Source organism: Limnohabitans lacus, from assembly GCF_030053395.1.
GTDB lineage: Bacteria > Pseudomonadota > Gammaproteobacteria > Burkholderiales > Burkholderiaceae_C > Limnohabitans_A > Limnohabitans_A lacus.
On the sequence record NZ_JASGBH010000006.1, the window covers coordinates 135518 to 162258 of the forward strand.

A 26741-nucleotide genomic window follows, 5' to 3' on the forward strand; every position below is an offset into this window, starting at 1 on the left:
GGAGTTTGTGTGAAAGAAGACAGCATCAACTCGGGAAGGGTGCAAAAAGCACCAGAGAACTTCCTGACCCAAAGTGGTATCAAGGAGGTCTTTGCCGAAGGCAAAAAAGGCCGCCGCGATTTCATTCGCAATGCATTTGCAGCCGCTGCTGCTGGTGCGGCGGCACCCATGGCCATGGCTCAGGGCAATCCTGTGCCCACCGAGGGTGGTGATCCCAATATTCTGAATTTGCCTGAGCATGCAACAGGTTTGGGACAAGGCGTAGCCGTTGAAGGTTACGGCAAGCCCTCCAAATTCGAGGCCAACCTGCAGCGCCGCCAAAGTCCTGGTTTGACGCAAACCACACAAGCCTCGGTGTCCTTTGCGCCATTGCAGTCCTTGTTTGGCATCGTTACGCCCAGCGGTTTGCATTTTGAGCGTCACCACCAAGGCTGGTGGGACATCGATCCGTCCAAGCACCGCTTCATGATCAACGGCATGGTCAAAAAGAACATGGTGTTGACCATGGACGAGATCATGCGCTTGCCATCGGTGTCGCGTTTCCACTTCATCGAGTGCGGTGCCAACACAGCGGTCGATTGGGGGAATGTGGCGGTGCCTACGGTGCAATACACCCACGGCATGCTGTCATGCAGTGAGTTCACGGGCGTGCCCTTGATCACTTTGCTCGAGTTGGCTGGCGCTGACTTGAAAAACGGTAAATTCGTTTTGGCTGAAGGTGGTGATGGATCGTCCATGACCCGCACCATCCCCATGAGCTTGATCACTTCAGGTGAAGTGCTGGTGGCTTATGGCCAAAACGGTGAGATGCTGCGCCCAGAAAACGGTTATCCCCTGCGTTTGATCGTGCCAGGTGTGCAAGGTGTGAGTTGGGTCAAGTACCTGCGCCGCATCGAAGTGGGTGACAAGCCTTATGCCGCCAAGGATGAGGCCATTCACTACATCGATTTGCAACCCGGTGGTTTGCACCGCCAGTACACCAACCTCCAGGAAGTCAAGAGCGTGGTGACCACGCCCTCCGGCGGTCAGGTCTTGCTGGACAAAGGTTTTTACAACATCACCGGCTTGGCTTGGTCGGGCAAGGGCAAGATCCAGCGGGTGGATGTGTCGGTCGACGGTGGCCGCAACTGGCGCCAGGCGCGCCTGGAGACACCAGTGCTGTCCAAAGCTTTGACTCGCTTTAACCTCGATTGGGTCTGGGATGGCAAGCCCGCCATCATCCAAAGCCGCGCACAGGACGAAACAGGCCATGTGCAGCCGACCTATCAGCAATTGCGCGGCGTGCGTGGCACGCGTTCGATCTATCACAACAACGCCATTCAGTCGTGGCTGGTACAAGAAAACGGTGAGGTGAAAAATGTCCAGGTTTCGTAATGCCGTTTTGACGGTCGCCTTGCTGGCCGTGGCGGGTTTGGCTGCGGCGCAGTCGCCCAAATACCCTGGTGTGGGTCGCGCAGCAACCCCCAAGGAAGTCGCCAAGTGGGACATCGATGTCCGTCCGGACTTCAAAGGTCTGCCTGCAGGTTCAGGCTCTGTGGCCAAGGGCCAAGACGTGTGGGAAGGCAAGTGCGCCCACTGCCATGGTGTGTTCGGTGAATCCGGCGAGGTGTTCAGCCCCTTGATTGGCGGCACCACGGCCGAAGACGTCAAGACCGGTCGCGTGGCCAACTTGAACCGTTCAGACTACCCAGGCCGCACCACCATCATGAAGGTGGCCACGGTCTCCACTTTGTGGGACTACATCAACCGCGCCATGCCTTGGACCGCACCCAAGTCGTTGACAACGGAAGAGGTCTATTCGGTCACTGCATTCTTGCTCAATCTGGCCAATGTGGTGCCTGATGACTTTGTGTTGTCAGACAAGAACATTGCCGACGTGCAAAACCGCATGCCTAACCGCAACGGCATGACGACCAAGCACGCCATGTGGCCAGGTCAGGAGTTCGGTGGGGTTAAGAAGCCTGATACGGACAACAAGCTGTGCATGAAAGACTGCACGCCTGAGCCTAAAGTGGCTTCGTTCTTACCTGACTTTGCGCGCAATGCCCATGGCAATTTGGCGGAGCAAAACCGCTTGGTTGGCCAGCAAATTGGTGTTGACACGACCAAGCCTGAAGCCAAAGCCGGTATGCCTGCAGCTGCAGCGCCAGCAGCAGCGGCTCCAGCCAAGCCCGAAAACGCCGAGGCCAAAGCCGCCATCGCCTTGCTGAATAAGTACAGCTGCACGGCTTGCCATGGTGTAGACAAGAAAGTGGTCGGCCCAGGCTTCAATGAGATCGCCAAAAAGCACGCGGGCAAAGTTGACTATTTGGTAGGCAAGATCAAGGCCGGTGGTTCTGGTGTCTGGGGTCCAATCCCCATGCCACCACAAACACTGCCCGATGCAGACGCCAAAAAGATTGCCGAATGGATTTCCAAGGGGGCCAGCAAGTGATACGGGATATTCCCGTAACATTGCTGAACCAATTTCACTAGCATCATTCAATCATCAAGGAGATTTCAGATGCAAACTCGTCGCGAGACACTCAAGCAAAGCGCAGTGGTTGCCGGCTTGCTGGCTTCGGCTGGCTTCCCCCAGTTCGCTCAAGCAGCTTTCAACAAGGCTGCCTTCGATGCCAAATCCGTGCAGGACGCAGCCAAAGCCTTTGGTGCTGCCAGCATGGCTGAAAGCAAAGACGTCACCATCACCGGTCCGGACATCGCAGAAAACGGTGCCGTGGTTCCCTTGGGTGCCAGCACATCTTTGCCCGGCGTCAAGCAACTGTTGATCTTGGTCGAAAAGAACCCCGCTGCTTTGGTGGCCATGTTCCACGTGAGCGATGCTGTTGAAGCCAACTTCGCGACCCGCGCCAAGATGGGCCAGTCGTCTGACGTTTACGCAGTGGCCATCATGGCCGACGGCAAGGCTTTGTTTGCCAAAAAAGAAGTCAAAGTCACTTTGGGTGGTTGCGGCGGTTAATCCCCCAATTGCTTTTCAACAGAATCATTGAAAGATTAGGAGAAAAAAATGGCAGATCCAATGCGCATTCGTGCCCAAGCCTCCGGCGACAAAGCCACCGTCCGTGTTCTCATGAGCCACGAGATGGAATCCGGTCAGCGCAAAGACGCTGCTGGCAAGTTGGTCCCAGCTTGGTTCATCCAAGAAGTCACCGCCTCTTTGAACGGCAAGCAAGTCTTGGCCGCTGAATGGGGCCCAGCAGTGTCCAAGAACCCCTTCATGCAATTTGCCATCAAGGGTGCCAAAGCCGGCGACAAAGTCGCCGTGACTTGGAAAGACAACAAGGGTGATACCCGTACAGACGAAGCCACAGTTTCCTGATATCGTTTGTTTCTTCAAAAGGGTGAAGTTTTCCTTCACCCTTTTTGCATTTAAAAACATCAACAGAGGTGACAATGAAAAAAGCATCAATCCTTTCCATTGCAGCAGTCTTGGCACTGTCTGTGACGCCAACTATGGCGCAAAAAACGGCCAGCCAGGGCATTGACGAATACCGTGCCATGTTGCAGGACGGTAATCCAGCGGACTTGTTTGAAGCCAAAGGCGAAGACCTCTGGAAAAAAGCCAGGGGACCCAAGAATGCTTCGCTGGAAAAATGCGATTTGGGTAAAGGTCCTGGCGTGGTCAAGGGTGCTTTTGTCGAGTTGCCCCGTTATTTCGCAGATACCCAGCGAATGCAAGATCTGGAGTCACGCTTGGTGACTTGCATGGAAACCTTGCAGGGCTTGAATGGAGCTGAAATTGCCAAGACGCCTTATGGCAAAGGCGAGATGGCCAATGTGACGGCTTTGGCCACATGGATTGCCGCCGAGTCCAAGGGCCAGCGCTTCAATTTGTCCCAAGCGCACGCGCAAGAGAAAACTTTTTACGAAGTGGGCAAGCGTTTGTTTTTCCAACGTGGTGGACCTCATGATTTCTCATGCGCTTCATGCCATGGCGAAGAAGGTAAACGCATCCGTTTACAAGACTTGCCCATTTTGAGCAAAAACCCTGGCGATGGGGTTGGCTTTGCAGCGTGGCCTGCTTACCGTGTGTCCAATGGGCAAATGTGGAGCATGCAGTTGCGCTTGAACGATTGTTATCGTCAGCAACGCTTTCCCTATCCAGGTTTTGGCAGTGATGCAACGATCGCGCTGTCCACTTACTTGGGTGTGAATGCCAAAGGTGCAGCGTCAATTGCACCAGCCATCAAGCGTTGATCCGAACAGGAGATTCTTCATGAACAAAAAAACCAGCCTTATTTTGACAACACTGACTGCGGCATTGGTGGCTGTGGGTTGCGCCTCAGGCCCTTCGGTGGCCGAGCTCAATACCTTGACAGACAAAATCATCAAAGCCTCTTTTCGTGACCAAAGCCATGTAAAAGTTGAACGTATCACGGCGACGGATGAAACCAATCGTGCCTGCAGTGATGCCGATGTGGCAGGCAAGCCGCTTGATGAAAAAACAGCCAAGGCACTTGAGGAAGTCAATTTGAAGGCCATCAAATGGCCCTCGGATGGCAAATTCATCGGCGACTGGAAGGAAGGCGAGAAAATCGCGCAAAGCGGTCGAGGATTGACGTGGAGCGACAAGGCAGATGCTGTCAACGGCGGCAACTGCTACAACTGCCACCAAATCAGCAAAGAGGAAATCTCTTTCGGCACGATTGGCCCCAGCCTCTACAACTACGGCAAGATCCGTGGTGTGACTGACCCGAACAGTCCAGAAAGCAAGCCGATTGTGGAATACACCTGGGGCAAGATCTGGAACTCCAAGGCCTACAACGCTTGCTCCAACATGCCGCGCGCAGGTCACATGGGCATCTTGAACGAAACGCAAGTTCGCCACATTGTGGGTTTGTTGCTCGACCCCAAGTCACCCGTTAACCAATAATGAATTTCAAACCCGGCTTGTCCGGGTTTTTTTGCCACCAATACATCAGTGAATGCAAATATGAATCTGACCAAACGTGAATTCATCCAAGTGATGGGCGCCGGCACCATGGCTGGCATGAGCATGGGCAAGTTTTCGGAAGCCAGTGCGGCGACCGCCGCCAATGGCCTGTACGACATCCCCAAGTTCGGCAATGTGTCTTTCTTACACATGACCGATTGCCATGCGCAGCTCAAGCCCATTTATTTCCGTGAGCCGAGCATCAACATGGGCATTGGTTCCATGCAGGGCAATTTGCCTCACTTGGTGGGCGAGCATTTGCTCAAAGTGGCCAAAATTCGTCCGGGCTCGGCAGAAGCGCACGCACTGACTTACCTCGATTACGAAAAAGCAGCGAAGCGTTACGGCAAAGTCGGTGGCTTTGCGCATTTGGCCACCTTGGTCAAGCGCATGAAGGCCAGCCGCCCAGGCGCATTGCTGCTCGACGGCGGTGACACTTGGCAAGGTTCAGGCACGTGCTTGTGGACCAATGGCCAAGACATGGTCGACGCCTGCAAACTGCTGGGTGTGGACGTCATGACGGGCCACTGGGAATTCACCCTGGGCATGGAGCGTGTGAAGGAAATTGTTGAGAAAGACTTCGCAGGCAAAGTGGACTTTGTCGCGCAAAACGTCAAGACCAATGACTTTGGCGATCCCGTGTTCAAGCCTTATGTGATTCGCGAGATCAATGGCGTGCCTTGCGCCATCATCGGCCAGGCCTTCCCCTACACGCCGATTGCCAACCCCCGCTACATGGTTGCCGACTGGGCCTTTGGCATCCAGGACGACAACATGCAAAAAATGGTGGACGAAGCCCGCGGCAAAGGTGCTCAGGTCGTCGTCGTCATCAGCCACAACGGCATGGACGTGGACTTGAAAATGGCCAGCCGCGTCAGTGGCATCGACGCCATCATGGGCGGCCACACCCACGACGGCATGCCGGTGGCCAGCCTGGTGTCCAACAAGGGCGGCAAGACCATCGTCACCAATGCGGGCTCCAACGGCAAGTTCTTGGGCGTGCTCGACTTTGATGTGAAAGACAAAAAGGTCAGCGACTTCCGATACAAGCTGCTGCCCGTGTTCTCGAACATGCTGCCTGCCGACAAGGAAATGGATGCCTTGATCACCAAGATCCGTGCGCCCTATGAAGCCAAGTTGTCCGAGAAGCTCGGCATCTCGGAAGGCTTGCTGTACCGTCGTGGCAACTTCAACGGCACGGGTGACCAACTTTTGGTGGATGCCTTGCTGGACGTGCAAGGCGCGGAGATCGCGTTCTCGCCCGGCTTCCGTTGGGGCACCTCTTTGCTGCCAGGCCAGGACATCACACGCGAGTGGTTGCTGGACATGACCGCGACCACCTACTCCTATGCCACGGTGACCGAAATGACGGGTGAGACCATCAAGACGGTTTTGGAAGACGTCTGCGACAACCTGTTCAACCCCGACCCTTATTACCAGCAAGGTGGTGACATGGTGCGCGTGGGCGGCTTGAGCTACAGCTGCAACCCACTGGGCAAGATGGGTACCCGCATTGGCGACATGCGCTTGAACGGTCAATTGATCGAAGCCAGCAAAAAATACAAGGTGGCCGGTTGGGCCCCTGTGGCCGAAGAAGCGCGCACGCAAGGCAACAAGCAAGTGTGGGAAGTGGTCGAGACTTGGCTCAAGACCCAGCCAGGTGGTCGCATCAAACCGCGCAAACTCAATGCGCCCAAGATCACAGGCGGATTGCCCAATCAGGGTTATGTCGCTTGATCAGGCATGAGGGCGCTGTCAGCCGAAATTTCGGCTGACAGCGCTGCAGTTGAAGGGGATTCGCCATGAAAAGAAGACATTTGTTGATGGCCACTGCAGCGACCTGCGGTGTGGCACTTTGGCCTGAGGCCCGTTTGTTGGCGCAACAGGCGCAGGACTTCATTGAAGGACCGCCGGTGACGGACATTCCAGCCCAACAGCTGTCTGCGCATGTCTGGATGATCTTTTCTCCCGACGGTTTTCCGACCCCCGAAAACCGCGGAATGATGTCCAACGTGATCTTCGTGGTGACCACTGCCGGCGTGGTGGTGATCGACTCGGGAGCTTCGTTGCAAATTGGTCAAATGGCCATCCGCATGATTCGCAAAGTGACAGACAAGCCGGTCGTCGCGGTCTTCAACAGCCACTACCATGGCGACCATTGGCTGGGCAACCATGCCTTCGTCAAAGCCTACGGCAAGCAGCTGCCGATTTATGCTTTGTCCAGCACAATTGACAAGCTCAAAGGGGCTGAGGGCAATTTGTGGCGCAGTCTCATGGAGCGCTGGACCAATCAATCCACTCTGGGCACCGAAGTGGTGTTGCCCAACACGATCGTCAAGCCAGGACAAGTCATTCGCATCGGGGATGTGAGTTTCCGGATGCACCATTACGGCACGGCCCACACGCCATCCGACTTGTGTGTGGAGGTGGTGGAAGACAAGCTGACCGCCGTGGGCGATATCGCCATGGGCAACCGCATTGCGAACATGGACGAAGGCTCCTATGCGGGCACATTCAAGTACTACAACACCCTGATGGCTGCAGCTGGTAATCAGCTCTGGGTGCCTGGCCACGGTCAAGGCGCCAAAGATCTTCTCAAAAGCTATGGCGAGTTCATGGCGGGCATCTGGGAGCCTTGCTTGCAAGCGGTCAAGGATGGCAAGTCTGAGTCCGATGCCCGCAGCATGGTGCTCAAGGACCCCAGAGTCGCCTCTCGTGCCAAGACCATGCAGGGCTTTGACGGCAACATCGGCAAATACATCAGCTTGGCGTACCTCGAAGCCGAAAAAGACGCCTTCTGACGTGTTTAAAAAAAGGGGAGACACATGGCCAATCCAAATACTCAAGCTGTCAATTCTTGGTCACTGCTGTGGTTCAGAAGCCGTGACGACATGACGCCATTCATCAATGACACGGCTGTGCGCATTCGTGCAGGCATCATGCTGGCCATTCCGATCTTCATGGCCTTCACCTTGTGGGACATCGTTTTCGGCAGTCGCTGGATCGTGACCGGGGACGTGATCAAGGACACGTTTGAAACCGACTTTGACAACCGAATCCTATACATGGTCGAAGCCGTACGCCGCACCTACGACTACACCGTGCAAACCTGGTTGTTGTTTTATGCCCTGTTTGAAATGCTGGCGGGCATGAGTGTCAAAACGGCCTACCTGTCTCCCACCATCTGGCTGTCCACCTTGCTGGCTCGCAAGGCGCGTCCTTTGTGGAAACCTCTGGCACCCAAACGGTTTGCATGGACCATCGGGGCCTCCATGATCAGTGTCTGTCTTGTGTTTTTTCACCCTGAGAAGTTCGCCGCAGCGGTCAACTTCATTTTTCAAAGTCAGGTGCTGCCCACGACCGAACAATATTTACCTCGCTGGCTGCCTTTGGTGATGGTTTGGGTGTGCCTGGGCTTCATGTGGATGGAGACGGTTCTGGGCTTTTGTCTCGGTTGTGAGGTCCATGCCTTGCTGGTCAAGATGGGCATTTTTAAGGACGAGTGCGAGGCTTGCAACAACCTCGATTTTGGTCAACCGCGTTGATCCACTGTAAGACGCATCAGCGGTGCGTCTTACAGCCTGAGCTCATTCGTGTTTGGTAATTCGCCAAAATCCGTTTGACCATTTTCAATGGCAAGTTCCTGATCCCGGCAGGCAAAATACCCGACCAGCGAATGGAAAAGGCTGCAGCCCAGCGTGTGACTGGGCGCAACCAGGCCGTGGCCTCCAAAAACTCTTTTTGTTGTTGGCTGTTCATCATGATGGCAATGCCTTGTTCGGTGTTCAGGACATGAAATTGCGCCATGCACCGATGTTGTAAACGCGTTGGTAGCCGTTCTTTTTCAACACCAATTTGGCCATGCCACTGCGCGTGCCGCTGGCGCATCCCACCACCACGGGTGAAGTTTTCGGAATGCTGCCCAAATGCTGCCCCAATTCATTGAGCGGAATGTTGCGGGTGCCGGGCGCATTGCCGGAGGCAAACTCGGCTTCTGAGCGCACATCCAAAAGGATGGCCCCTTGCGTTTTCAGTTGCGGCAGCAAGGCGATGACTCGTCGGGCATTCCACCATTTGTAGCCAAACCAAAGTGCCAAAGCCATCATGGGCCAATAGTCTTGAATGAATTTCATGCGACTTCTTTCTGGGTTGGGGATTGGCCAAAGCTTTCGGGCATTTGAACAGCCACCACTTCGCCGCGTGCAGTCGCGATGCCTGCTGCAAAGACCGTGGTTTCGACCACCACTTTTCGGCCTTTGATTTCTTTGACTCGGCCGCGAATGACCATCTCGCCCTCCAGCGGTGTGGGTTTGAGGAAATCCACATGCAATGAGCCGGTGACAAATCTAAATGCAGGCAAGGAATCCATGTCGCGGTCTTCTTGACGGTACATGGCTGCCGCCGCCGTGCCTGTGCTGTGGCAATCAATCAAAGAAGCAATCAGGCCCCCATAAGCAAAGCCCGGCACGGAGGTGTGGTACGTCTCGGGCTGGAAATGGGTGACGGTTTCGTCGCCCTCCCAAACGGTTTTGATCTGGTGGCCGTGCGCATTGAGGTGTCCGCAGCCGTAGCAGTGTGCGACGTTCTCGGGGTAGTGGTCTTGAAAGGCATCCATCTTGTCGTCCTTGTTCAGGGTTGTGGTCGTGAAAGTGGCCAGCCTTTGGCGGCCCATTGGCTCATGCCGCCTTCGACATAGCGGATGTTTTGATAGCCTTGTTGCTTGAGCGCAGCCAAGGTGGCTTTGGAGCGGTTTTGTGTGTTGCAGATCAGCAAAACAGGCTTTTCCGGGTTTTTCGGGATCAGCATTTGTTTTTGAGGCAGTTGACTCATGGGCAGCAAGACCGCGCCTGCCGCAACGCCAGTGCGGTGCTCCTGGGGCTCGCGGATATCGATCAGCGTGACTTGACCCGCTTCATGTTGACTGCGTGCGTCGTCCAAGGAGACTTTGTCCGCATCGGCGGCTGATGAGCATGCCACCAGCATCAGTGCTGCAAGGGTTGAAATTAATTTAAAAATCATGTGTAGGCTTTCAAAGCTTTAAATATAAGCGATTATGAATATTTGAGGGGAGTCGAACAGCGTTCCATGAGAATCGATGGTCATCGGGTAATCATCTACCCTGAATTTGATTCAGGTCAATTTGAGTGAGTCACCCGAGCGGATCATCAAGACCTCGAACAACAGGAGACAGACACATGGCCCACATCGTGATCATTGGCGCAGGCATTGGTGGCATGCCCATGGCATTTGAAATGAAAGAGCAGGCGCGAGCCGAAGACCGTGTGACGGTCATCAGCGAGTCTGCAAAATTTCATTTTGTTCCTTCTAACCCTTGGGTTGCAGTGGATTGGCGCAAGCGCAAAGATATTGAGCTGGACATCGCGCCAACGCTCAAGCGCAAGGGTATCGAGTTGATCGCGCAAGGTGCCCAACGTGTTCATCCTGAACGTCAGCAAGTTGAATTGCTTGATGGCACAGTGGTCGATTACGACTATCTGGTGATTGCAACGGGTCCTAAATTGGCTTTTGATGAAATCCCTGGCATGGGACCAGACGGCTATTCGCAGTCCATTTGCCATGTCTCACATGCAGAAACCGCCAAGCTCAATTGGGACAGATTCACGGCCGATCCGGGTCCCATCGTGGTGGGCGCGGTGCAAGGCGCTTCGTGTTTTGGCCCTGCTTATGAATACGCCATGATCATGGACACCGATCTGCGGCGCCGCAAAATCCGCGACCAGGTGCCCATGACCTATGTCACTTCAGAGCCCTATATCGGCCACCTGGGTTTGGGTGGGGTGGGGGACTCCAAGGGTTTGCTGGAGTCGGCCATGCGCGACCGCCACATCAAGTGGATTTGCAATGCCAAGACCACCAAGATCGAAGATGGCCACATGTTTGTCACCGAGCATGACGACAACGGCCAACCCAAAAAAGAACATGTGCTGCCGTTCAAGCATTCGATGATGTTGCCGGCCTTCAAGGGCGTCGATGCGGTGTTTGGTATCGAAGGCCTGACCAATCCGCGGGGCTTCATCACGATTGATGAACACCAACGCAACCCCAAGTTCACCAATATTTTCAGTGTGGGTGTGTGTGTGGCGATCCCGCCTGTGGAAGCGACGCCCATTCCGGTGGGGACGCCCAAAACGGGTTTCATGATCGAGTCGATGGTCACGGCCACGGCGCACAACATTCGCGAGATGCTGGACGGGAAAGAGCCGTCGCACAAAGCCACTTGGAATACCGTGTGCCTGGCTGACTTTGGCGACACGGGCGCTGCTTTTGTGGCCTTGCCGCAGATCCCGCCACGCAATGTGAGCTGGTTTGCCGAAGGCAAGTGGGTTCACTTGGCCAAAGTGGCATTTGAAAAGTACTTCATGCGCAAAATGCAAAAAGGCACGTCCGAGCCGTTCTACGAAAAAATGGTCATGGACATGATGGGCATCGTCAAGCTCAAAGACAAAAAGTAAGCCAAGCGCGTGGCCGGTCAAAAGGGCAGGAATCGCCCAAATTGATCGGCCAATTGTTTTTCGCCTTGTTCGAGCATGAAGTAGCGAAACGATTCCGCTGCGGGTGAGAGCATTTTGGATTGGGTGTGCACCACATTCCAAGCACGAACCACGGGCGCACCTTCCACATCCAGCAAAGCAATCAAGCCTTGGCTCAACTCCAAGCCGATGGTGTGCAGCGACACAAAGCCCAGTCCCAGGCCTGCCATCACGGCTTGTTTGAGGGTTTCGTTGCTGTGCAGTTGCATTTGCAGCCGAGGCTCGACACGCGCCTCTGCGAAGAATTTTTCCATCGCCACGCGGGTGCCTGATCCAGGCTCGCGCACGATGAAGTCGTAAGGGCGCAGGTCCTCCACACTCAAGTGGCCGCGTTGTGCCAAGCGATGCCCAGGCGTGGAGACAAACACATGGGGATGCGCCGCAAAAGGCTCAGCACGGGTCTGCAGCTCTTTGGGAGGACGACCCATCACTGCAATGTCCACTTCGTTGTTTTGCAGCATTTGCACCAATTGCTCACGGTTGCCCATGGCCAGTTTGAGCTCTACGCCAGGGTGTTTGCTGCGGAATTCGGCCAGCATTTTCATCATGAAGTACTTGGCGGTGCTGACCATGCCGATGGTGAGTACGCCCGTTTCGGCGCGCTGCAGCCGCGCCGCTGCGTCTTCGGCATCTTTGATGGTGGCCAAAATTTTGCGGGTGTAGACGAGCATGTATTCGCCCGTGGTGGTCAGGCTCACTTGTTTGCCGCGCCGCTCAAACAGGGGCATGCCCACATGGCCTTCGAGTTCCTTGACCTGCATGGTCACGGCCGGTGGGGTCAGGTGCAGGTTTTCGGCGGCACGCACAAAGCTCAGGTGGCGGGCCACTTCGTTGAACACACGCAATTGACGGAAGGTGGCATTCTTCATTCAGGAATTTCTTAATTGGATTGCGATAAATATTGAATTTACCTTATTGCTCAAGCTTTTTACAGTCCAGACATTCCCTGACAAACAACCCAACTGGAGACTGAAGATGGACCAAAGCGCACGTTATTCCGACCTGAGCCTCAAGGAAGAGGACCTCATCAAAGGTGGTCGCCACATCCTGGTGGCCTACAAAATGAAGCCCAAATCGGGTTATGGCTACTTGGAAGCTGCAGCGCACTTTGCTGCTGAATCTTCCACCGGCACAAACGTTGAGGTCTCAACCACCGACGACTTCACCAAAGGCCTCGACGCCTTGGTGTACCACATCGACGAAGCCACCGAGGACATGCGCATCGCGTATCCGATCGACCTGTTCGACCGCAACGTGACCGATGGCCGCATGATGATGGTGTCGTTCCTGACGCTGGTCATTGGTAACAACCAAGGCATGGGCGACATCGAGCACGCCAAGATCCACGACTTTTACATGCCTGAGCGGGCCATTCAGTTGTTCGACGGCCCGAGCAAAGACATTTCTGACATGTGGCGCATCTTGGGCCGTCCGGTCAAAGACGGTGGCTACATTGCCGGCACCATCATCAAGCCCAAGTTGGGCCTGCGTCCCGAGCCGTTTGCACAAGCGGCTTACCAATTCTGGTTGGGTGGCGACTTCATCAAGAACGACGAGCCTCAGGGCAACCAAGTGTTCTCGCCCATGAAGAAGACCATTCCATTGGTCGTCGACGCGATGAAGCGTGCACAAGACGAAACCGGCCAAGCCAAACTGTTCTCGGCCAACATCACCGCTGATGACCACTATGAGATGTGCGCTCGCGCTGACTTCATCTTGGAAGCCTTCGGCCCTGATGCCGACAAAGTGGCCTTCTTGGTGGATGGCTACGTAGGTGGCCCCGGCATGATCACCACGGCCCGCCGCCAATACCCCAACCAATACCTGCACTACCACCGCGCGGGCCACGGCGCTGTGACCAGCCCAAGCGCCAAGCGCGGCTACACCGCTTTTGTGCTCGCCAAGATGAGCCGCTTGCAAGGAGCGTCCGGCATCCACGTTGGCACCATGGGCTTTGGCAAGATGGAGGGTGAGAACGACGACAAACTCATCGCCTACATGATCGAGCGCGACGAGTGCCAAGGACCTGTCTACTTCCAAAAGTGGTACGGCATGAAGCCCACCACCCCCATCATCTCGGGCGGCATGAACGCGCTGCGTTTGCCAGGCTTCTTCAAGAACTTGGGACACGGTAACGTGATCAACACCTCCGGTGGCGGCTCTTATGGCCACATCGACAGCCCAGCTGCTGGCGCGATTTCTCTGCGTCAGTCGTATGAGTGCTGGAAGTCGGGTGCTGATCCGATCGAGTTCGCCAAAGAACACAAAGAGTTCGCCCGTGCGTTCGCTTCGTTCCCCGGCGACGCTGACAAGCTCTTCCCAGGCTGGCGCGACAAGTTGTCGGCACACAAGTAAGTCGAGCCTCACGTCCAAAAACAGGAGCCCCTATGACCAGCGAACCCCTGTATCACCCGCAAGGCGATGAGTTGGCTTTGTATGAAGCCGCTTATGCAGCGCGTTTGCCCGTCATGGTCAAGGGCCCCACGGGCTGCGGTAAATCGCGCTTTGTGGAGCACATGGCTTGGCGCTTGGGCAAGCCGCTCATCACGGTGGCTTGCAACGAGGACATGACGGCTTCCGATTTGGTGGGCCGCTATTTGCTCGACAGCCAGGGCACGCGGTGGGTTGACGGGCCGCTGACCCAAGCGGCCCGCATCGGGGCGATCTGTTATTTGGACGAAGTGGTGGAGGCACGGCAAGACACCACGGTGGTCATTCATGCACTGACCGACCACCGCCGCTGTTTGCCTATCGACAAAAAAGCGGAGGTGGTGCAAGCCCACCCCGACTTTCAATTGGTCATTTCGTACAACCCCGGCTACCAAAGCGCGATGAAGGATTTGAAACCTTCGACCAAACAACGCTTTGTGGCTTTTGATTTTGATTACCCCTTGCCCGATTTGGAAGCTCAAATCGTGGTGAGTGAAACTGGCATCGACATAGCCACAGCCACGCAGTTGGTGCGCATCGCGGGAGCAGCCCGTGCACTCAAGGGCCACGGCCTGAGTGAAGGCGTGTCCACACGCTTGCTGGTGTATGCGGCACAGTTGATGCGCCAAGGCGTTGCACCACGCGACGCTTGCCGCATGGCCATGGTGCGCCCCATCACCGATGACTTGGACATCCGACAAAGCCTGGACCATGCCATCGATGCCTGCTGAGGCTGACCCCACCCCCAACCCCAACTCTCCTTGGGCACATGACACCCAAGTTTTGGCGGGGTGGCAAGCCTTGGACTGTGCCTTGCCCGCCGTGCGCCCGGTGTTTGAAGCCTGCGCACATGAAGCCATCGCCCGTCTGAGTCCTGCTTCTTTGCAAGCCTTTTGGCAGGGCGGGCGTCAGCTTGGCAAACTCGGCCGTGGTGCGGCTCCTGTGCTGGCATGGCTGACCTATTGGCCTGAAGTGGTGGAAGCTTTGGGCGAGAGCGATGCGGAGCAAGCCTTCGAGGTTGTGATGGCCTTGTTGCTGCGCATGAACAAGTCGCCCAACAGTGCTGCCATGACTCACTTACTCACCAGCTTGGGGCCTGTGGCCCAGCGTTTGGGTGGTTTGTCTGTGTTGCAAGCGTATTTGCACACGGTGGGCCATTTCATGGATCGCACCACCGGCTCTATCCATGGCCGACAAGCGACCTTGCCCAGCGCGGGTTTGCCGGAGTTGCTCTTGCAAGCCCCGCGACTGTTGCAAACACTGTCCTTGTCAGGCTGGCAAGCGTGGGTGGATTTTGGAGCGCGTGCGTATGCGCACCACCCACCCCAAAAAGAAGACTACTTTGCCTTACGTAGCCCAGATAGTTTGGCTGTGTTGCAGCGTGAACGCCACGGCACTTTGTTGCGTGATGCCGAGCGCACGTTAAGCCTGAGCCTGCAAGCCATGTGGCAATTGCAAGCGCATGTGTTGCCCCTGCCGACTGCTCAAATGAGCGAAGAACATGGGGTGCAGGCCGTATCGGTGTTGCCCTGTTTGTTGTTGGAGTCCACCGACAAAGGGACCAGCTACGCCATGGGCTTGCCGGATGTGTTGGATGCGCGTGATGGCGTCAGCGCCTTGGACCGTTACCGCCTCATGCTCATGCACATGGCGGGACACATCCAGTGGTCCACGCCCTGCATTGCCGACAACTGGAGCCCGATGCAAAGGCTTGCAGTGGAGTGGTTTGAGGACACCCGCATCGATTGGATATTGATGCGCACGTGGCCCGGTCTACGACAGAACTTGCTGGCCCTGTACCCACCCGTACAAGAAGGCGGCTGCAACGAGGCCACACACGCCTGTGTGCTGCACCGCCTCAGTGTGTGGAGCCGCAGCGTGTTGGATGAACGCTTTGAGGTGCAAGACCCGCAACTGCGCGAGTGGCGTGATCGTTTCATGGCCTTGGTCGATGGGCAAGGGCAGGGCACAGATGCCGAGCAGGGTGTTGTCACGGGGCAAGTACGCACGGCCCAAGTAGCGCAGTTGGCGCTGCAGTTTGTGGCTCGCACACGCCGCCCCAGCGATGCGCAGGCGCAAGTGCATTTCGAACACACGCAAGTGGACTGGCGTGACGACAACCGCCACCTTTGGCAATTCATTGAAAACGGTGACGAAGAAGACACCGCACCTAGCCCTACACGTGTGGCTGATGAAGAGCTGCACAGTTTGCCGCCGCAGCTCTACCCCGAGTGGGATTATTTGGCTGGCAGTGAGCGCCCCGACTGGGTGAGGGTGTTTGAATACCTGCACCCCCCCGGCCATGCGGCAGACATTGACCAGTTGTTGCTGCGTCATGCTGCACTTTCCAAACGTTTGCAACGTTTGCTCGATCAACTCAAACCCCAAGGTCGCACCCGCGAGCGGCATTTGGAAAATGGCAGTGAGCTGGACTTGGATGTGGCCTTGGCCGCGCACATCGACCTGAAAACGGGCCACATCCCGAGTCACCGCGTGGAGCAACACATTAAACCTGTTGAGCGTGATGTGAGTGTGCAATTGGTGATGGATTTGTCGGCGTCGCTGAATGAAAAAGCGCCGGGTTCGGACCAAACCGTTTTGCAAATCAGCCAAGAGTCGGTGGCTTTGCTGGCGTGGGCATTGCACCAGTTGGGCGACGCTTTGGCCATTGGCGGTTTTCATTCCAACACTCGACACGATGTGCGCTACATGCACATCAAAGGTTTTGAAGAGCCGTGGGCAGATCCTGTCAAGGCCCGATTGGCCGCGCTGGAGCCCGCTTACTCCACCCGCATGGGCGTGGCCATTCGCCATGCCGCACGAACGCTGATCAAACGCAAAAGCACCAAGAAAATTTTGTTGGTACTCACCGATGGCGAACCCTCTGACGTGGATGTGACGGATCCGAACTATCTCATGCACGACGCCCGCCAAGTGGTGCACAGCTTGCAATCCCAAGGCGTCTTTGTATGGTGCATCCAGTTGCATCCTGCACACGAAGCGAGTGTGCGCCATGTGTTTGGTGACCACTTCACCTTGGTCGACCGCATGGCCCAACTGCCAGAGACTTTGGCCAGTTTGTTTTTCAAGCTGACGCGCTGAAGCCTCTGCAGCTGCGCAGGCGACAATCCCTGGGTACGCTCCAGAAAGGGTTTTTTGCATGCCATTCCCATTTTTTGTTTTCGGTCAGGTCAAGCCTGAATATGCGGTGCCCGTGCTCAATGAGCGGGCGGTTCGTGCGGGTGCGGGCATTTTGTTTTTCTTCGCCATGGTGGCGTTCATGAACGCTTGGTTAAGCGGCAACTTTGCGCCAACACGTGTGTTTGTGCTGGCTTTTTTGTTCGACTTTGTGGTGCGCCTGTTCATCAACCCGGCCTATGCACCCAGCTTGGTGATCGGCCAATGGCTGGTGCGACACCAACAGCCCGAATGGACGGGTGCGCCCCAAAAGCGCTTTGCTTGGGCCATTGGTTTGGTGCTGGCGCTGACCATGTGGGTGCTGGTGGTGGTCAAGGGCGTTGTGGGGCCGGTTAATTTGCTGGTGTGTGCTGTGTGTTTGATGCTCTTGTTTTTTGAGAGCGCTTTTGGCATCTGCATCGGTTGCAGGGTTTACAACCGATTCAATGCCGAACAAGCCCGTTTGTGTCCGGGTGGCGCTTGTGAATACGTGCCCCCAACGACCGAGCGTTTGGGCGGGGGCCATGTGGTGCCCTTGGTGCTGTTGGCGATGCTTGTGGCGGTGGTGGTGTCGCATGAGATGGCCCGCGCAGTGCCTGCAGCGCTGCCAGCGGCCAAGGCCTCAGATCAGCCTGCTGCGCAGGACCCGGCAGAAGTCGAGCGGTGTAAAGTGCCCGATTTCGCCAAAGCCATGGGCCACGAAGCCAAGTGGAAATTGCACAACAACTGCCCTTGACTGGACAGGGTTTTGAGCGTTTGCGCACCCTCGCGCCTCGGCACGTGGTCCCCGGTCATGGCCGCGTGACCGACATGGCGCAAGCGCAAAAAGAAACGGGTGACTACTACCGTTTTCTGATCACGCAAGTGGGTTCAGCGGCGCGCAATATGGAGTCCATGAGCGAGACCCTCGATACCCATGCGGCGCCTGTGCAATTCAAACACCTGCAGAACTTTGACGAGCTGCACCGCGCCAATATGAACCGTGTGTTTGTGGACTTTGAGTCCAATCCTTGAAGCGCTCACTGGTCAGGTTTTCCCGTTCTGCTCGATCCCCATCGGTCCATCACGCGCTGATCGCGGGCGCTTTCGGCTTCGACGCTGTCTTTGGGCAGCTGGCGCAGGCAGTCGGCCAGCGCTTGCGGGTCCAGTGGGGCGGTCGGGGTGGGCGCTGCCACCACTTGGGGCGTTGTCCCGTCCCAAGCAAAGGGGTTGCGGAACACGGGCGGCTCGGGCTTGCAGTCGTCCCTGTAAATGGGGGGGCCGTCGTTGGCAAAAGGTGAAAACGAAATCGTCTTGTCAAAGACCAGCGGCTTGCCCGTGGGGGTGGGCGGCAGCGGCGGCATGTTTTGAATGGCTTGGCGGGCGAGTTGTTCGGCCTTGGCCGAGGTGGTCCACAGCGTTTGCAATTGCGTCAAGCGACCATCCGGGGCGATCTCGATGCGAAAGCGCACCACGCCCTGGTCGGGGCCCTCAACAGCGGTGCCCATCATGCTGCGCAGTTGCTGGCCCCAGCTGTAGCGGTAGCCCTTGCTGTTTTTGTTCGTGTACTGGGCGGCAAAAGCCCATTCTTCGGCGGTGGGTGGTGGGGGCGCGGCCATGCTGGCGCGGGGGCGATCGGGCGAGGGCGCTGGGGCCGGATCCGGAGCCTGAGCCGCCAAGGCAGTGTCGGGCGGGGGCACCGTGATGGGTGTTGTGGGGAGTTTGGCGGGGGGCGCTGATGGCGGTTCAGGCAGCGGCTGGCGCGGCGGCGGGATCAACTCCAAAAAGACAATTTTTTCGGCTGTTTTGGGCGCTTGCGGTGGGCTGACGTGTTGGAACGGGTAGCCACTGGCCAGCAGCCACACGGCTGCGTGCAAAGCCAGCGTGAGCAACAGCGCCGTGAAATTTTTGTCTCTGGACATGTGCGCCGAGGCTTTTGTGGGTGTTTTTGCTGCCGTTCAGCGACAATATTCGTTTTGACTGATATTACCTGACGAAGTGGAGACACCCATGCGCTTGCGTACCCTCGCCCTTGCCGCCGCCAGCGCTGGCAGCTTGCTGTTGGCCTCCGCGGCCCACGCCGACAACAAAGTCATTGCCACCGACGAGATGGAGGCCTATCTGGAGTTTGTGGACTACGGTGGCGGTGTGATTTTTGCCGAACAAATTCCCAAAGACGAGTGGCCCAAGATGGTGGTGATCGATGCGCGTGACCCGGCGCAATTTGCCAAGGGGCACATTCCTGGCGCGGTCAACATGGATTGGCGACAGGTGCTGGCCAAGCGCAATACCATCCCCAAAAACAAGCCCGTTCTCATTTATTGCAACACCGGGTCATTGTCGGCCCAGGCCGGTTTTGCGCTGCGCGTGGCGGGCTGGGAGAACGTGCGCATCTTGCAAGGCGGCTTGACAGAGTGGCAGGCCAAGGGCGGTTTTGACGCGGCGACCAAAGCCGCAGCGCCAGCCAAGCATTGAGGAGTGGATATACATGGCCAAGACCTTGAGGGCTTGTGATGGATCAATTTTGTCGATTTCACGACCGCAATTGTGACTATGCCATTCATTGCGATAACTCATACCCAATACCTGCTGGGGTATGTACAGTTGACCCTGTCGATTGAATAAATCTCTCGATTTCTAAAACCGATAGTCAACCTCAAAGGAAACCCGCCATGTCCATGCCCCTCATCAACGAAGCCGCTCCCGCCTTCAGCGCCAACACCACCCACGGCCCCCGAAGCCTCGCCGATTACAAAGGCAAGTGGCTCATCTTGTTCTCTCACCCTGCCGACTTCACACCTGTGTGCACCACCGAATTCATCGGTTTTGCCAAGCGTGCCGAGTTGTTCAAGAGCATGAACTGCGAATTGCTCGGCTTGTCGATCGACAGCATCTACTCGCATTTGGCCTGGATGCAAAGCATTCAGAACAACTTCGGTGTGGAGATTCCTTTCCCCATCATCGACGACATCAAGATGGAAGTGGCCCAGGCCTACGGCATGATCCACCCCGGCGCTGCCGACACTCAAGCTGTGCGCGCCACCTTCTTCATTGACCCCGAAGGCAAGCTGCGCGCCATGGTGTACTACCCCATGAGCAACGGCCGCTCGATCGAAGAGTTTGTGCGTTTGTTGCAAGCCATGCAGACCAGCGATGCCCACAAGATCGCCACCCCCGAGGGCTGGACCCCCGGTTGCGACGTGATCGTGCCACCGCCCAAAACACCCGAAGCCATTGCCAAGCGCAAAGGCGAGGGTTACGCCATGAAGGACTGGTATTTTTCGACCAAGTCTCTTTAAGTTGAAGGCTTGCCCCCTTGCCGCACAGCGGCAGGGGGTGTCAAGGACCTTTGTTGTTCCACCGCCAAGGAAGCCACCATGAGTACAGCCCACATGCACATCGAATCGTTTTTTGATCCGGCCACGTTCACCTTCAGCCACATCTTGGCCGACCTGAGCACCCGGCAGTGCGCCTTGATCGACAGCGTGCTGGACTACGACCCCAAGTCGGGCCGCACCAGCACCGCCAGCGCCGACCAGTTGGTGGCGCGTGTGAAGGCGCTGGACCTGCGTGTGCAGTGGATTTTGGAGACGCATGTGCACGCTGACCATTTGTCGGCAGCGCCTTATTTGCAAAAGCAGCTGGGCGGCCAATTGGCCATTGGTTCGCACATCACCACGGTGCAAAACGTGTTTGGCAAGCTGTTCAACGCGGGCACTGAATTTGCCCGCGACGGCAGCCAGTTCGACCGCTTGCTGAGCGATGGCGAGACCTTTCAGATTGGTGCCTTGCAGGCGCAGGCCCTGCACACCCCCGGCCACACCCCAGCGTGCATGACCTATGTGGTCACAGATGCCAGTGTCGATCCTGCGCGGCAGGTGGCCTTTGTGGGCGACACCTTGTTCATGCCCGACTACGGCACGGCACGCTGCGACTTTCCTGGGGGCAGTGCCAGCGTGTTGTTCCAGTCGATCCAGAAAGTGCTCAGCTTGTCGGACAAGACCGAGCTGTTCATGTGCCATGACTACCCGCCCGAGACCCGCCAGCCCCAATGCGTGACCACCGTGGCCGAGCAAAAAAAGGCCAATGTGCATGTGCACCAAGGCGTGAGCGAGGCCGAGTTTGTGGCCATGCGTGAAAAGCGCGATGCCACTTTGTCCATGCCCGTGCTGATCTTGCCTTCGGTGCAGGTGAACATGCGTGCAGGTCAAATGCCGCCGCCCGAAGACAACGGCCAGCGTTACCTGAAGATCCCGGTGGACGCACTGTGAAGGCGGTCTTGCGTCCTTTGCGCTTGGCTTCCTGGGCCGAAGGCGCCACCTTGCTGCTCTTGATGCTGGTGGCTGTGCCGCTCAAACGTTTGGCAGGCATGCCCGAGGCGGTGAGCCTCATGGGGCCGATCCACGGCGCGGCCTTTGTGGCCTATGTGCTGATGGTCCTGTTTTATGCCTGGAAAGGGCATCTGCGTGCGCATGCCGTACCGCTGCTCGTGATGGCCGCTTTTGTGCCGTTTGGGGCCTTTTTTGTGGGGCCTTTGTTCCGCGCAAAGGCTTGAAACATGAACGCCGTGTCCACACCCACCGCACTGCAGCGCTGGTTTCCCATTCTGGATTGGGGGCGACGTTACAACCGCTCGCTGCTCACCGCCGATGGCGTGGCCGCTGTGGTGGTGACGCTGATGCTGATCCCGCAAAGCCTAGCCTATGCGCTGTTGGCGGGCTTGCCTGCACAGGCAGGTTTGTACGCCAGCATGGCCCCCTTGGTGCTCTACGCCTTGATGGGCAGCAGCGGCACCTTGGCCGTGGGGCCTGCGGCGGTGACCTCGCTCATGACGGCGGCCAGTGTGGGCGCGGTGGCGGCGCAAGGCAGCGTGGCTTACACCGAGGCGGCTTTGATGCTGGCCCTGCTCAGCGGGGCCCTCATGCTGGTGATGGGCGCGGCGCGGTTGGGCTTTTTGGCCAACTTTTTGAGCCACCCGGTCATCTCGGGTTTTGTTTCGGCGTCGGGTTTGCTGATCGCGGCCAGCCAGCTCAAACATTTGTTGGGTGTGCCCCTGCACGGCGAGAACCTCTTGCAACTGCTGCCGCAGCTGTGGCACAACTTGTCCAGCCTGCATGTGCCGACCAGTGCGATGGGGCTGGGCGCTTTGGCTTTGCTGCTATTGGTGCGCCGTCAGCTCAAGCCCGGGCTCAAGCGCTTGGGGGTGTCTGCGGGCGCGGCCGATTTGGCGGCCAAGGCGGCCCCGGTGGTGGTGCTGCTTTTGAGCATTGCCTTGTCAGCCGTGTGGCAGTTGGCCGAGCAGGGTGTACGGGTGGTGGGCACGGTGCCGCAAGGCTTGCCGCCGCTCACGCTGCCGGGTGGATCGACAGGTGGGTGGGCCGCCCCATGGGCGCTGGCCCAGGCTTTGTGGGTGCCCGCTTTGCTGATTTCCTTGGTGGGCTTTGTGGAGTCGGTGTCGGTGGGGCAGTCTTTGGCGGCCAAGCGGCGCGAACGCATCGACCCCGATGCCGAGCTGCGTGCGCTGGGCCTGAGCAATTTGGGCGCGGGACTCTCCGGCGGCTTTCCGGTCACGGGCGGGTTTTCGCGTTCGGTGGTCAATTTTGATGCGGGTGCACGCACGCCTGCCGCAGGCATTTTCACCGCTGTGGGGCTGGCGCTGGCGGCTTTGTTCTTGACGCCTTGGCTCTTTCATTTGCCCCAAGCCACCTTGGCCGCCACCATCATGGTGGCCGTGCTCACCTTGGTCGATGTTGGGGTGTTTGCCCGCACTTGGCATTACGCCAAGGCCGATTTCATTGCTTTGTTGCTGACCTTTGGCCTGACTTTGGCGGTGGGTGTGGAGGCCGGGTTGATCGCGGGCGTGAGCGCCTCGGTGCTGTTGCTGCTGTACCGCACCAGCCGACCCCACATCGCGGTGGTGGGGCAGGTGCCGGGCACCGAGCATTACCGCAATGTGCTGCGTCACGTCGTGCTGGAGCAGCCGGGCATTTTGGGCCTGCGCGTGGACGAAAGCCTGTACTTTGCCAACGCCCGTTTCCTCGAAGACACCATCGCGGCCCAGGTGGCTGTGCGGCCAGGTGTGCGGCATGTGGTGTTGCAATGCTCGGCGGTCAACGACATTGACGCCAGCGCACTCGAAAGCCTGGAAACCATCAACGCCCGTTTGCAGGCTTCGGGTGTGCAGCTGCACCTGTCCGAGGTCAAGGGCCCCGTGCACGACCGGTTGAAGCGCAGCCATTTGCTGGCGGAGTTGAGTGGTCAGGTGTTCCTGACGCACCACCAAGCGGTGATGGCCTTGGCCCCATCCGAGCCCGTTTAAGCGCAGCGGCGCAAAAGTCGCACATGCATGGGCCGCACAAAGTGGGCCCCGTCTTCATGCTGGTGTGGTGCATAGGCAGCCGCCACTTTGGCCAACAGCTCGGGCGTGACGCGGTGGTCTGCAAAGCTGGGGTAGAGCATGCGCTGGGCAAAACTTTCGAAGTTGGCGAAGTGCACCGCTTGTGCAAAACGGTGTTCTGACACCGGCTCAAACAGGCCTTGCGCCACAGCACGGTCGAGCGCGGCTTGGGCCGCTGGGCGCACCAGGCCTTCGTCGTTGTACAGGCGCACGATCTCGTTGAGCGCACCGGCGTAGATCGGCTCCGACACATAAAACCAGCCACCCGGCTTGAGCACCCGCGCCACTTCGCTCATGGCCGTATCCATGTCTGGCAAGGGCACATGGTGCAGCGACTTGAGCATCAAGGCACCATCGAAATGCAGTGCGGGCATCGGAATGGCTTGCGCGCCTGCACTCACAAAGTTCAGTCGATCTGTGACGGTTTGCAAGTTCTTGGCCATTTGCACCGCGTCCACTTCGAGCGCGGTGATGTGCGCTTGCGCATGACGCGCCAGCCATTCACGTGCTAGCCGCGCGCCGCCGCAGCCCAGCTCGACAAACTGGCCCGTGTGCAAGGGCAGCAAGGCGTCCATCAGGTCCAGTTCGTGGCCCCACAACGGCAAATCGTCGGCAACGGTCTCGGGGTGTGCATGGGGAATGGGGTGTGAATTTTTCATGGATTGTGTTGTTTCGAGTCAAGGCCGCCGAAGTGGGTGCACATTTTCTCAGGCCGGTCGTTCAGACATGGGCTTTCTAAGTGGGGACAACTCGCACCCCTGCACCACACCAAAAGCTTGTTGCAAAAAGCCGGTCAGCGCTTGCAAGTCCGCTGCTTCAAAGGCCGCGCTGGGATCGTGCCCACCGTTCACGCACAGGCACTGCACCTGGCCTGCTGCCCCAGCTTGCATCAAACGGTGCAGGTCAGAAATGGGCACCACGCTGTCTTCGGTGCCGTGGACCAGCAACACCGGGCAGTGCAATTGGCGGATGCTTTTGACGGGGGCAATGTCATCAAACCGTGCACCAATGACCCGTTGCACATGCCGCATCACATACCAACCCACCAGCAGATAAGGAATGCGCGCTTCCTGCAGGAAGCTGCGCATGATGTCTTGAGGGTGCGCAAACGCGCTCATGCTGATGACGGCGCGCACGTCGGAGCGACGAGTGGCGCACAGCATTGCAGCGCCCGCCCCGACCGAATGCCCCATGATGGCCAAGCGGGCCGCATCCACCGAGGCTTGTTCTTTCAGCCAGTCCAGGCCCGTCGCGATGTCGTCGGCAAAACGCGGCAAAGAGGTGAAGGCGGCACCATCGCTTTGGCCATGGCACAGGGCATCGACCAGCAGCACCGCATAACCCGCAGAATGCAGTGGTTGAAGTGCTGGCAGCATCAAGCTGGCGTTGGCCCCCCAGCCATGAATGACCACCACCGCAGGAGATGGGCCTGATGAGTTCGCCGGTACAAACCAGGCAAACAGTTGCCCCCGTGCTGTGGGAAGGCGTACCTCAGCGCAGCGATAGCCTTGGTCGGCAGGCGTTTGCAGGTGCGGTAGGCGCGGCGCGCGCAGACCCCGCAAGATCAGGGCATGAGCCAAGTAGCGCATGCCCAAAACACAGACCACACCCACAGCGAAGCCTGACAGCAGGGTCATCCTGTCAGCCCAGCCATGGCGTTGCAAAGGTGCTCCAGCGCAAATAAGCAGCCAGACCCAGCGCCACCCCACAAGACCAAGCGCTGAACAGCAGTTTCCAGCCCCACGCTCTGGGCACAAAGCCAACACCGCGCACCAAGCCCGCACTCATGGCCCAAAACAAAGCCATGGCCAAGCCGTGATGTGCTTTGCCGTTTGCACTCGTGAAAAGCAAAGGGTAGAGGGTGCCTGTCAGCATGATCAGCAGGCCCACCATCAAGCAGGGGTAGTGCATCGCAGTGCCTTTGGCGGGTGCAGCTTCGGCGGCCCGGGCCATGGATGGGCTCATGGCGCATCCTGTTGGCGTGCGGCTGTGCGGGCCTCTTCGTTCTCGCCCCACATGGCATTCAGGATGGCCAGCAACACGGCAAAGCCGACGCCCAAAACCCAGGTCAAGTACCACATGTCAATTCCTTTTTCAGTTTTACAGGCAGGCCAATCAGCGCTGACTCAATAGGCCGCATGGTCGTTTTCTCGGATGTAGGCCGCTGTCACCTTGCCTCGCATCACGCTGTACGCCCAAGAGGTGTAGCCGATGATGAGTGGCATGAAAATCACAGTGGCCCAGAACATCAGGCTCAAGGTGAGTTGGCTGGAGGCGCTGTCCCACACCGTGAGGCTGGCATTGGGCATGGAACTCGAAGGCATGACAAATGGGAACATGGACGCTCCTGCTGTTCCGATCACACCGACCAGCGCCAACGAAGACGTGACGAATGCACTGAGCGTGTAGCGCAGACGCAGCAGCAGGGACGTCACCAGTGCGCCGGCAACGGCCAAGCCAGGCAAAAGCCACAGCAGCGGTTGTTGTGTGTAGTTGCGCATCCAGGCACCCGCCTCGCGCACCACTGTTTTGGACAGGGGGTCTGGCAAAGCATTCATGTCGATCGTGGATGTGATGCGGTAGCCCTCGATGCTTTGCAGCCAAAAGCCTGCGCCAACGAACGCTGCAACCATGAGCCATGCAGCGCCAGTGGCGGCCTTGATGGTCCGCTCTTGAATCACGCCTTCCGTGCGGTGGGCCAAATAGGCACCGCCTTGCATGGTGATCATGGCGCTGCTCACCACTCCTGCGAGCAGGGCGAAGGGGTTGAGCAGTTGCCAGAAGTTGCCGCTGTAGGTGGAGACCAAATAAGCGTCGAACTGAAAGGGGACGCCCTGCAGCAAGTTGCCAAACGCCACACCAAAGATCAGTGGAGGCACTGAGCCTCCGATGAACAAACCCCAGTCCCAAGTGCTGCGCCAGGTGGCGTTGTGGATTTTGCTGCGGTAGTCGAAACCGACGGGCCTGAAGAACAAGGCCCACAAGACGACCAGCATGGCCCAGTAAAAACCACTGAATGCGGTGGCATAGACCAAGGGCCATGCCGCAAAAATGGCCCCGCCACCGGTGATGAACCAGACCTGGTTGCCGTCCCAATGCGGACCGACGGTGTTGATGACGACGCGGCGTTCGACATCGTTGCGACCCACAAAGGGCAGCAAGGTGCCTACGCCCATGTCGTGCCCGTCCATGATCGCAAAGCCGATCAGCAGCACACCGACCAGCAGCCACCAAATGATCTTGAGGGTTGAGTAATCCATCATGGCGAGTCCTT

The 26741-nt window shown here is 57.6% G+C and carries 31 protein-coding genes; 20 read left to right on the forward strand and 11 right to left on the reverse strand.

What is annotated here, in order from left to right:
• Positions 1 to 9: 9 nt before the first annotated feature.
• The 9 genes from soxC to QLQ16_RS09685 all read left to right on the forward strand — a co-directional run bounded on the left by soxC (position 10) and on the right by QLQ16_RS09685 (position 8478).
• Positions 10 to 1374, forward strand: coding sequence for a sulfite dehydrogenase (gene soxC / locus QLQ16_RS09645; protein ID WP_283224478.1), 1365 nt, complete (start codon positions 10 to 12; stop codon positions 1372 to 1374).
• Positions 1358 to 2434, forward strand: coding sequence for a c-type cytochrome (locus QLQ16_RS09650; RefSeq protein WP_283224479.1), 1077 nt, complete (start codon positions 1358 to 1360; stop codon positions 2432 to 2434). The genes soxC and QLQ16_RS09650 overlap by 17 nt, the downstream gene beginning before the upstream one ends.
• Before the next feature lie 69 nt (positions 2435 to 2503).
• Positions 2504 to 2959, forward strand: a complete 456-nt coding sequence (soxY, locus tag QLQ16_RS09655; protein ID WP_283224480.1) for a thiosulfate oxidation carrier protein SoxY — start codon at positions 2504 to 2506, stop codon at positions 2957 to 2959.
• A 48-nt stretch (positions 2960 to 3007) separates the two neighbouring features.
• Entirely contained in the window at positions 3008 to 3319 is a 312-nt protein-coding gene (gene soxZ, locus QLQ16_RS09660; protein ID WP_283224481.1) for a thiosulfate oxidation carrier complex protein SoxZ, read from the forward strand.
• Positions 3320 to 3393: 74 nt separating this feature from the next.
• A complete protein-coding gene (gene soxA / locus QLQ16_RS09665; protein WP_283224482.1) occupies positions 3394 to 4197 on the forward strand; it encodes a sulfur oxidation c-type cytochrome SoxA in 804 nt (267 codons plus the stop codon).
• Positions 4198 to 4216: 19 nt separating this feature from the next.
• Positions 4217 to 4873: a sulfur oxidation c-type cytochrome SoxX gene (gene soxX, locus QLQ16_RS09670; protein WP_283224564.1), complete on the forward strand. Its 657-nt coding sequence runs from the start codon at positions 4217 to 4219 to the stop codon at positions 4871 to 4873.
• A 60-nt stretch (positions 4874 to 4933) separates the two neighbouring features.
• On the forward strand, positions 4934 to 6670 hold the full coding sequence (soxB, locus tag QLQ16_RS09675; RefSeq protein ID WP_283224483.1) for a thiosulfohydrolase SoxB: 1737 nt from the start codon (positions 4934 to 4936) through the stop codon (positions 6668 to 6670).
• Between the two features lie 65 nt (positions 6671 to 6735).
• The gene (locus tag QLQ16_RS09680; protein ID WP_283224484.1) at positions 6736 to 7734 is read left to right on the forward strand and encodes an MBL fold metallo-hydrolase; all 999 of its coding nucleotides are present in this window, start codon (positions 6736 to 6738) and stop codon (positions 7732 to 7734) included.
• Between the two features lie 90 nt (positions 7735 to 7824).
• Positions 7825 to 8478 carry a DUF4395 family protein gene (locus tag QLQ16_RS09685; RefSeq protein WP_283224485.1) on the forward strand — a complete coding sequence of 218 codons (654 nt, stop codon included), beginning with the start codon at positions 7825 to 7827 and terminating at the stop codon, positions 8476 to 8478.
• 16 nt (positions 8479 to 8494) lie between these two features.
• On the opposite strand, the gene QLQ16_RS09690 is transcribed toward QLQ16_RS09685, so the two are convergent.
• From QLQ16_RS09690 to QLQ16_RS09705, 4 genes are read right to left on the reverse strand one after another with little or no spacing between them, the layout of a single operon-like run.
• Entirely contained in the window at positions 8495 to 8695 is a 201-nt protein-coding gene (locus QLQ16_RS09690) for a hypothetical protein (RefSeq protein WP_283224486.1), read from the reverse strand.
• A 23-nt stretch (positions 8696 to 8718) separates the two neighbouring features.
• On the reverse strand, positions 8719 to 9066 hold the full coding sequence (locus tag QLQ16_RS09695) for a rhodanese-like domain-containing protein (protein ID WP_283224487.1): 348 nt from the start codon (positions 9064 to 9066) through the stop codon (positions 8719 to 8721).
• Complete coding sequence (locus tag QLQ16_RS09700; RefSeq protein WP_283224488.1) at positions 9063 to 9548, reverse strand: PaaI family thioesterase; 486 nt, start codon at positions 9546 to 9548, stop codon at positions 9063 to 9065. Before QLQ16_RS09700 ends, QLQ16_RS09695 begins: the two co-directional genes overlap by 4 nt.
• A gap of 14 nt (positions 9549 to 9562) precedes the next feature.
• Positions 9563 to 9916 carry a rhodanese-like domain-containing protein gene (locus QLQ16_RS09705; protein WP_431310405.1) on the reverse strand — a complete coding sequence of 118 codons (354 nt, stop codon included), beginning with the start codon at positions 9914 to 9916 and terminating at the stop codon, positions 9563 to 9565.
• 212 nt (positions 9917 to 10128) lie between these two features.
• Between QLQ16_RS09705 and QLQ16_RS09710 the strand changes: the two genes are divergently transcribed.
• Positions 10129 to 11406, forward strand: coding sequence for an NAD(P)/FAD-dependent oxidoreductase (locus tag QLQ16_RS09710; RefSeq protein WP_283224490.1), 1278 nt, complete (start codon positions 10129 to 10131; stop codon positions 11404 to 11406).
• A gap of 17 nt (positions 11407 to 11423) precedes the next feature.
• On the opposite strand, the gene QLQ16_RS09715 is transcribed toward QLQ16_RS09710, so the two are convergent.
• Positions 11424 to 12353 carry a LysR family transcriptional regulator gene (locus QLQ16_RS09715; RefSeq protein WP_283224491.1) on the reverse strand — a complete coding sequence of 310 codons (930 nt, stop codon included), beginning with the start codon at positions 12351 to 12353 and terminating at the stop codon, positions 11424 to 11426.
• 106 nt (positions 12354 to 12459) lie between these two features.
• Between QLQ16_RS09715 and QLQ16_RS09720 the strand changes: the two genes are divergently transcribed.
• The 5 genes from QLQ16_RS09720 to QLQ16_RS09740 are packed head-to-tail and all read left to right on the forward strand — an operon-like array spanning position 12460 to position 18105.
• Positions 12460 to 13839 (forward strand): ribulose-bisphosphate carboxylase, encoded by a 1380-nt coding sequence (locus QLQ16_RS09720; RefSeq protein WP_283224492.1) that lies wholly within the window; start codon positions 12460 to 12462, stop codon positions 13837 to 13839.
• Between the two features lie 32 nt (positions 13840 to 13871).
• Complete coding sequence (locus QLQ16_RS09725; RefSeq protein WP_283224493.1) at positions 13872 to 14645, forward strand: CbbQ/NirQ/NorQ/GpvN family protein; 774 nt, start codon at positions 13872 to 13874, stop codon at positions 14643 to 14645.
• Entirely contained in the window at positions 14626 to 17016 is a 2391-nt protein-coding gene (locus QLQ16_RS09730) for a nitric oxide reductase activation protein NorD (protein WP_283224494.1), read from the forward strand. The genes QLQ16_RS09725 and QLQ16_RS09730 overlap by 20 nt, the downstream gene beginning before the upstream one ends.
• A 58-nt stretch (positions 17017 to 17074) precedes the next feature.
• Entirely contained in the window at positions 17075 to 17827 is a 753-nt protein-coding gene (locus QLQ16_RS09735) for a DUF4395 domain-containing protein (RefSeq protein WP_283224495.1), read from the forward strand.
• Entirely contained in the window at positions 17824 to 18105 is a 282-nt protein-coding gene (locus QLQ16_RS09740; protein ID WP_283224496.1) for a hypothetical protein, read from the forward strand. The genes QLQ16_RS09735 and QLQ16_RS09740 overlap by 4 nt, the downstream gene beginning before the upstream one ends.
• A gap of 5 nt (positions 18106 to 18110) precedes the next feature.
• Here QLQ16_RS09740 and QLQ16_RS09745 read toward each other — a convergent pair whose 3' ends face one another.
• On the reverse strand, positions 18111 to 18992 hold the full coding sequence (locus QLQ16_RS09745; RefSeq protein ID WP_283224497.1) for an energy transducer TonB family protein: 882 nt from the start codon (positions 18990 to 18992) through the stop codon (positions 18111 to 18113).
• An 88-nt stretch (positions 18993 to 19080) separates the two neighbouring features.
• Between QLQ16_RS09745 and QLQ16_RS09750 the strand changes: the two genes are divergently transcribed.
• The 5 genes from QLQ16_RS09750 (at position 19081) to QLQ16_RS09770 (ending at position 23389) form a co-directional block, all read left to right on the forward strand.
• Positions 19081 to 19545 (forward strand): rhodanese-like domain-containing protein, encoded by a 465-nt coding sequence (locus QLQ16_RS09750; protein WP_283224498.1) that lies wholly within the window; start codon positions 19081 to 19083, stop codon positions 19543 to 19545.
• Positions 19546 to 19742: 197 nt separating this feature from the next.
• Complete coding sequence (locus QLQ16_RS09755; RefSeq protein WP_090140118.1) at positions 19743 to 20369, forward strand: peroxiredoxin; 627 nt, start codon at positions 19743 to 19745, stop codon at positions 20367 to 20369.
• 93 nt (positions 20370 to 20462) lie between these two features.
• Positions 20463 to 21341 (forward strand): MBL fold metallo-hydrolase, encoded by an 879-nt coding sequence (locus QLQ16_RS09760; protein ID WP_283224565.1) that lies wholly within the window; start codon positions 20463 to 20465, stop codon positions 21339 to 21341.
• An 8-nt stretch (positions 21342 to 21349) separates the two neighbouring features.
• A complete protein-coding gene (locus QLQ16_RS09765) occupies positions 21350 to 21625 on the forward strand; it encodes a DUF3817 domain-containing protein (protein ID WP_283224499.1) in 276 nt (91 codons plus the stop codon).
• Positions 21626 to 21637: 12 nt separating this feature from the next.
• Positions 21638 to 23389: a SulP family inorganic anion transporter gene (locus tag QLQ16_RS09770; RefSeq protein ID WP_283224500.1), complete on the forward strand. Its 1752-nt coding sequence runs from the start codon at positions 21638 to 21640 to the stop codon at positions 23387 to 23389.
• Here QLQ16_RS09770 and QLQ16_RS09775 read toward each other — a convergent pair.
• The 5 genes from QLQ16_RS09775 to cydB are packed head-to-tail and all read right to left on the reverse strand — an operon-like array spanning position 23386 to position 26730.
• Positions 23386 to 24126 carry a class I SAM-dependent methyltransferase gene (locus QLQ16_RS09775; RefSeq protein ID WP_283224501.1) on the reverse strand — a complete coding sequence of 247 codons (741 nt, stop codon included), beginning with the start codon at positions 24124 to 24126 and terminating at the stop codon, positions 23386 to 23388. The genes QLQ16_RS09770 and QLQ16_RS09775 overlap by 4 nt on opposite strands.
• A gap of 48 nt (positions 24127 to 24174) precedes the next feature.
• The gene (locus QLQ16_RS09780; RefSeq protein WP_283224502.1) at positions 24175 to 25104 is read right to left on the reverse strand and encodes an alpha/beta hydrolase; all 930 of its coding nucleotides are present in this window, start codon (positions 25102 to 25104) and stop codon (positions 24175 to 24177) included.
• A 4-nt stretch (positions 25105 to 25108) separates the two neighbouring features.
• Complete coding sequence (locus QLQ16_RS09785) at positions 25109 to 25432, reverse strand: cyd operon YbgE family protein (RefSeq protein WP_283224503.1); 324 nt, start codon at positions 25430 to 25432, stop codon at positions 25109 to 25111.
• Positions 25429 to 25548 carry a cytochrome bd-I oxidase subunit CydX gene (gene cydX / locus QLQ16_RS09790; RefSeq protein ID WP_283224504.1) on the reverse strand — a complete coding sequence of 40 codons (120 nt, stop codon included), beginning with the start codon at positions 25546 to 25548 and terminating at the stop codon, positions 25429 to 25431. Before cydX ends, QLQ16_RS09785 begins: the two co-directional genes overlap by 4 nt.
• A gap of 45 nt (positions 25549 to 25593) precedes the next feature.
• Positions 25594 to 26730 (reverse strand): cytochrome d ubiquinol oxidase subunit II, encoded by a 1137-nt coding sequence (cydB, locus tag QLQ16_RS09795; protein WP_283224505.1) that lies wholly within the window; start codon positions 26728 to 26730, stop codon positions 25594 to 25596.
• Positions 26731 to 26741: the final 11 nt, after the last annotated feature.

Bases quoted from the DNA above. Each gene is read 5' to 3' on its own strand.
- QLQ16_RS09775 (WP_283224501.1), bottom strand. From the start codon at position 24,126: ATGAAAAATTCACACCCCATTCCCCATGCACACCCCGAGACCGTTGCC.
- QLQ16_RS09730 (WP_283224494.1), top strand. From the start codon at position 14,626: ATGCCATCGATGCCTGCTGAGGCTGACCCCACCCCCAACCCCAACTCT.
- QLQ16_RS09735 (WP_283224495.1), top strand. From the start codon at position 17,075: ATGCCATTCCCATTTTTTGTTTTCGGTCAGGTCAAGCCTGAATATGCG.
- QLQ16_RS09690 (WP_283224486.1), bottom strand. From the start codon at position 8,695: ATGATGAACAGCCAACAACAAAAAGAGTTTTTGGAGGCCACGGCCTGG.
- soxB (WP_283224483.1), top strand. From the start codon at position 4,934: ATGAATCTGACCAAACGTGAATTCATCCAAGTGATGGGCGCCGGCACC.
- QLQ16_RS09785 (WP_283224503.1), bottom strand. From the start codon at position 25,432: ATGAGCCCATCCATGGCCCGGGCCGCCGAAGCTGCACCCGCCAAAGGC.
- cydB (WP_283224505.1), bottom strand. From the start codon at position 26,730: ATGATGGATTACTCAACCCTCAAGATCATTTGGTGGCTGCTGGTCGGT.
- QLQ16_RS09650 (WP_283224479.1), top strand. From the start codon at position 1,358: ATGTCCAGGTTTCGTAATGCCGTTTTGACGGTCGCCTTGCTGGCCGTG.
- QLQ16_RS09715 (WP_283224491.1), bottom strand. From the start codon at position 12,353: ATGAAGAATGCCACCTTCCGTCAATTGCGTGTGTTCAACGAAGTGGCC.
- QLQ16_RS09780 (WP_283224502.1), bottom strand. From the start codon at position 25,104: ATGACCCTGCTGTCAGGCTTCGCTGTGGGTGTGGTCTGTGTTTTGGGC.
- QLQ16_RS09725 (WP_283224493.1), top strand. From the start codon at position 13,872: ATGACCAGCGAACCCCTGTATCACCCGCAAGGCGATGAGTTGGCTTTG.
- soxY (WP_283224480.1), top strand. From the start codon at position 2,504: ATGCAAACTCGTCGCGAGACACTCAAGCAAAGCGCAGTGGTTGCCGGC.
- soxA (WP_283224482.1), top strand. From the start codon at position 3,394: ATGAAAAAAGCATCAATCCTTTCCATTGCAGCAGTCTTGGCACTGTCT.
- QLQ16_RS09755 (WP_090140118.1), top strand. From the start codon at position 19,743: ATGTCCATGCCCCTCATCAACGAAGCCGCTCCCGCCTTCAGCGCCAAC.
- cydX (WP_283224504.1), bottom strand. From the start codon at position 25,548: ATGTGGTACTTGACCTGGGTTTTGGGCGTCGGCTTTGCCGTGTTGCTG.
- QLQ16_RS09750 (WP_283224498.1), top strand. From the start codon at position 19,081: ATGCGCTTGCGTACCCTCGCCCTTGCCGCCGCCAGCGCTGGCAGCTTG.
- QLQ16_RS09680 (WP_283224484.1), top strand. From the start codon at position 6,736: ATGAAAAGAAGACATTTGTTGATGGCCACTGCAGCGACCTGCGGTGTG.
- QLQ16_RS09710 (WP_283224490.1), top strand. From the start codon at position 10,129: ATGGCCCACATCGTGATCATTGGCGCAGGCATTGGTGGCATGCCCATG.
- soxZ (WP_283224481.1), top strand. From the start codon at position 3,008: ATGGCAGATCCAATGCGCATTCGTGCCCAAGCCTCCGGCGACAAAGCC.
- QLQ16_RS09720 (WP_283224492.1), top strand. From the start codon at position 12,460: ATGGACCAAAGCGCACGTTATTCCGACCTGAGCCTCAAGGAAGAGGAC.
- QLQ16_RS09700 (WP_283224488.1), bottom strand. From the start codon at position 9,548: ATGGATGCCTTTCAAGACCACTACCCCGAGAACGTCGCACACTGCTAC.
- QLQ16_RS09705 (WP_431310405.1), bottom strand. From the start codon at position 9,916: ATGCTGGTGGCATGCTCATCAGCCGCCGATGCGGACAAAGTCTCCTTG.
- QLQ16_RS09745 (WP_283224497.1), bottom strand. From the start codon at position 18,992: ATGTCCAGAGACAAAAATTTCACGGCGCTGTTGCTCACGCTGGCTTTG.
- QLQ16_RS09685 (WP_283224485.1), top strand. From the start codon at position 7,825: ATGACGCCATTCATCAATGACACGGCTGTGCGCATTCGTGCAGGCATC.
- soxX (WP_283224564.1), top strand. From the start codon at position 4,217: ATGAACAAAAAAACCAGCCTTATTTTGACAACACTGACTGCGGCATTG.
- QLQ16_RS09695 (WP_283224487.1), bottom strand. From the start codon at position 9,066: ATGAAATTCATTCAAGACTATTGGCCCATGATGGCTTTGGCACTTTGG.
- QLQ16_RS09760 (WP_283224565.1), top strand. From the start codon at position 20,463: ATGCACATCGAATCGTTTTTTGATCCGGCCACGTTCACCTTCAGCCAC.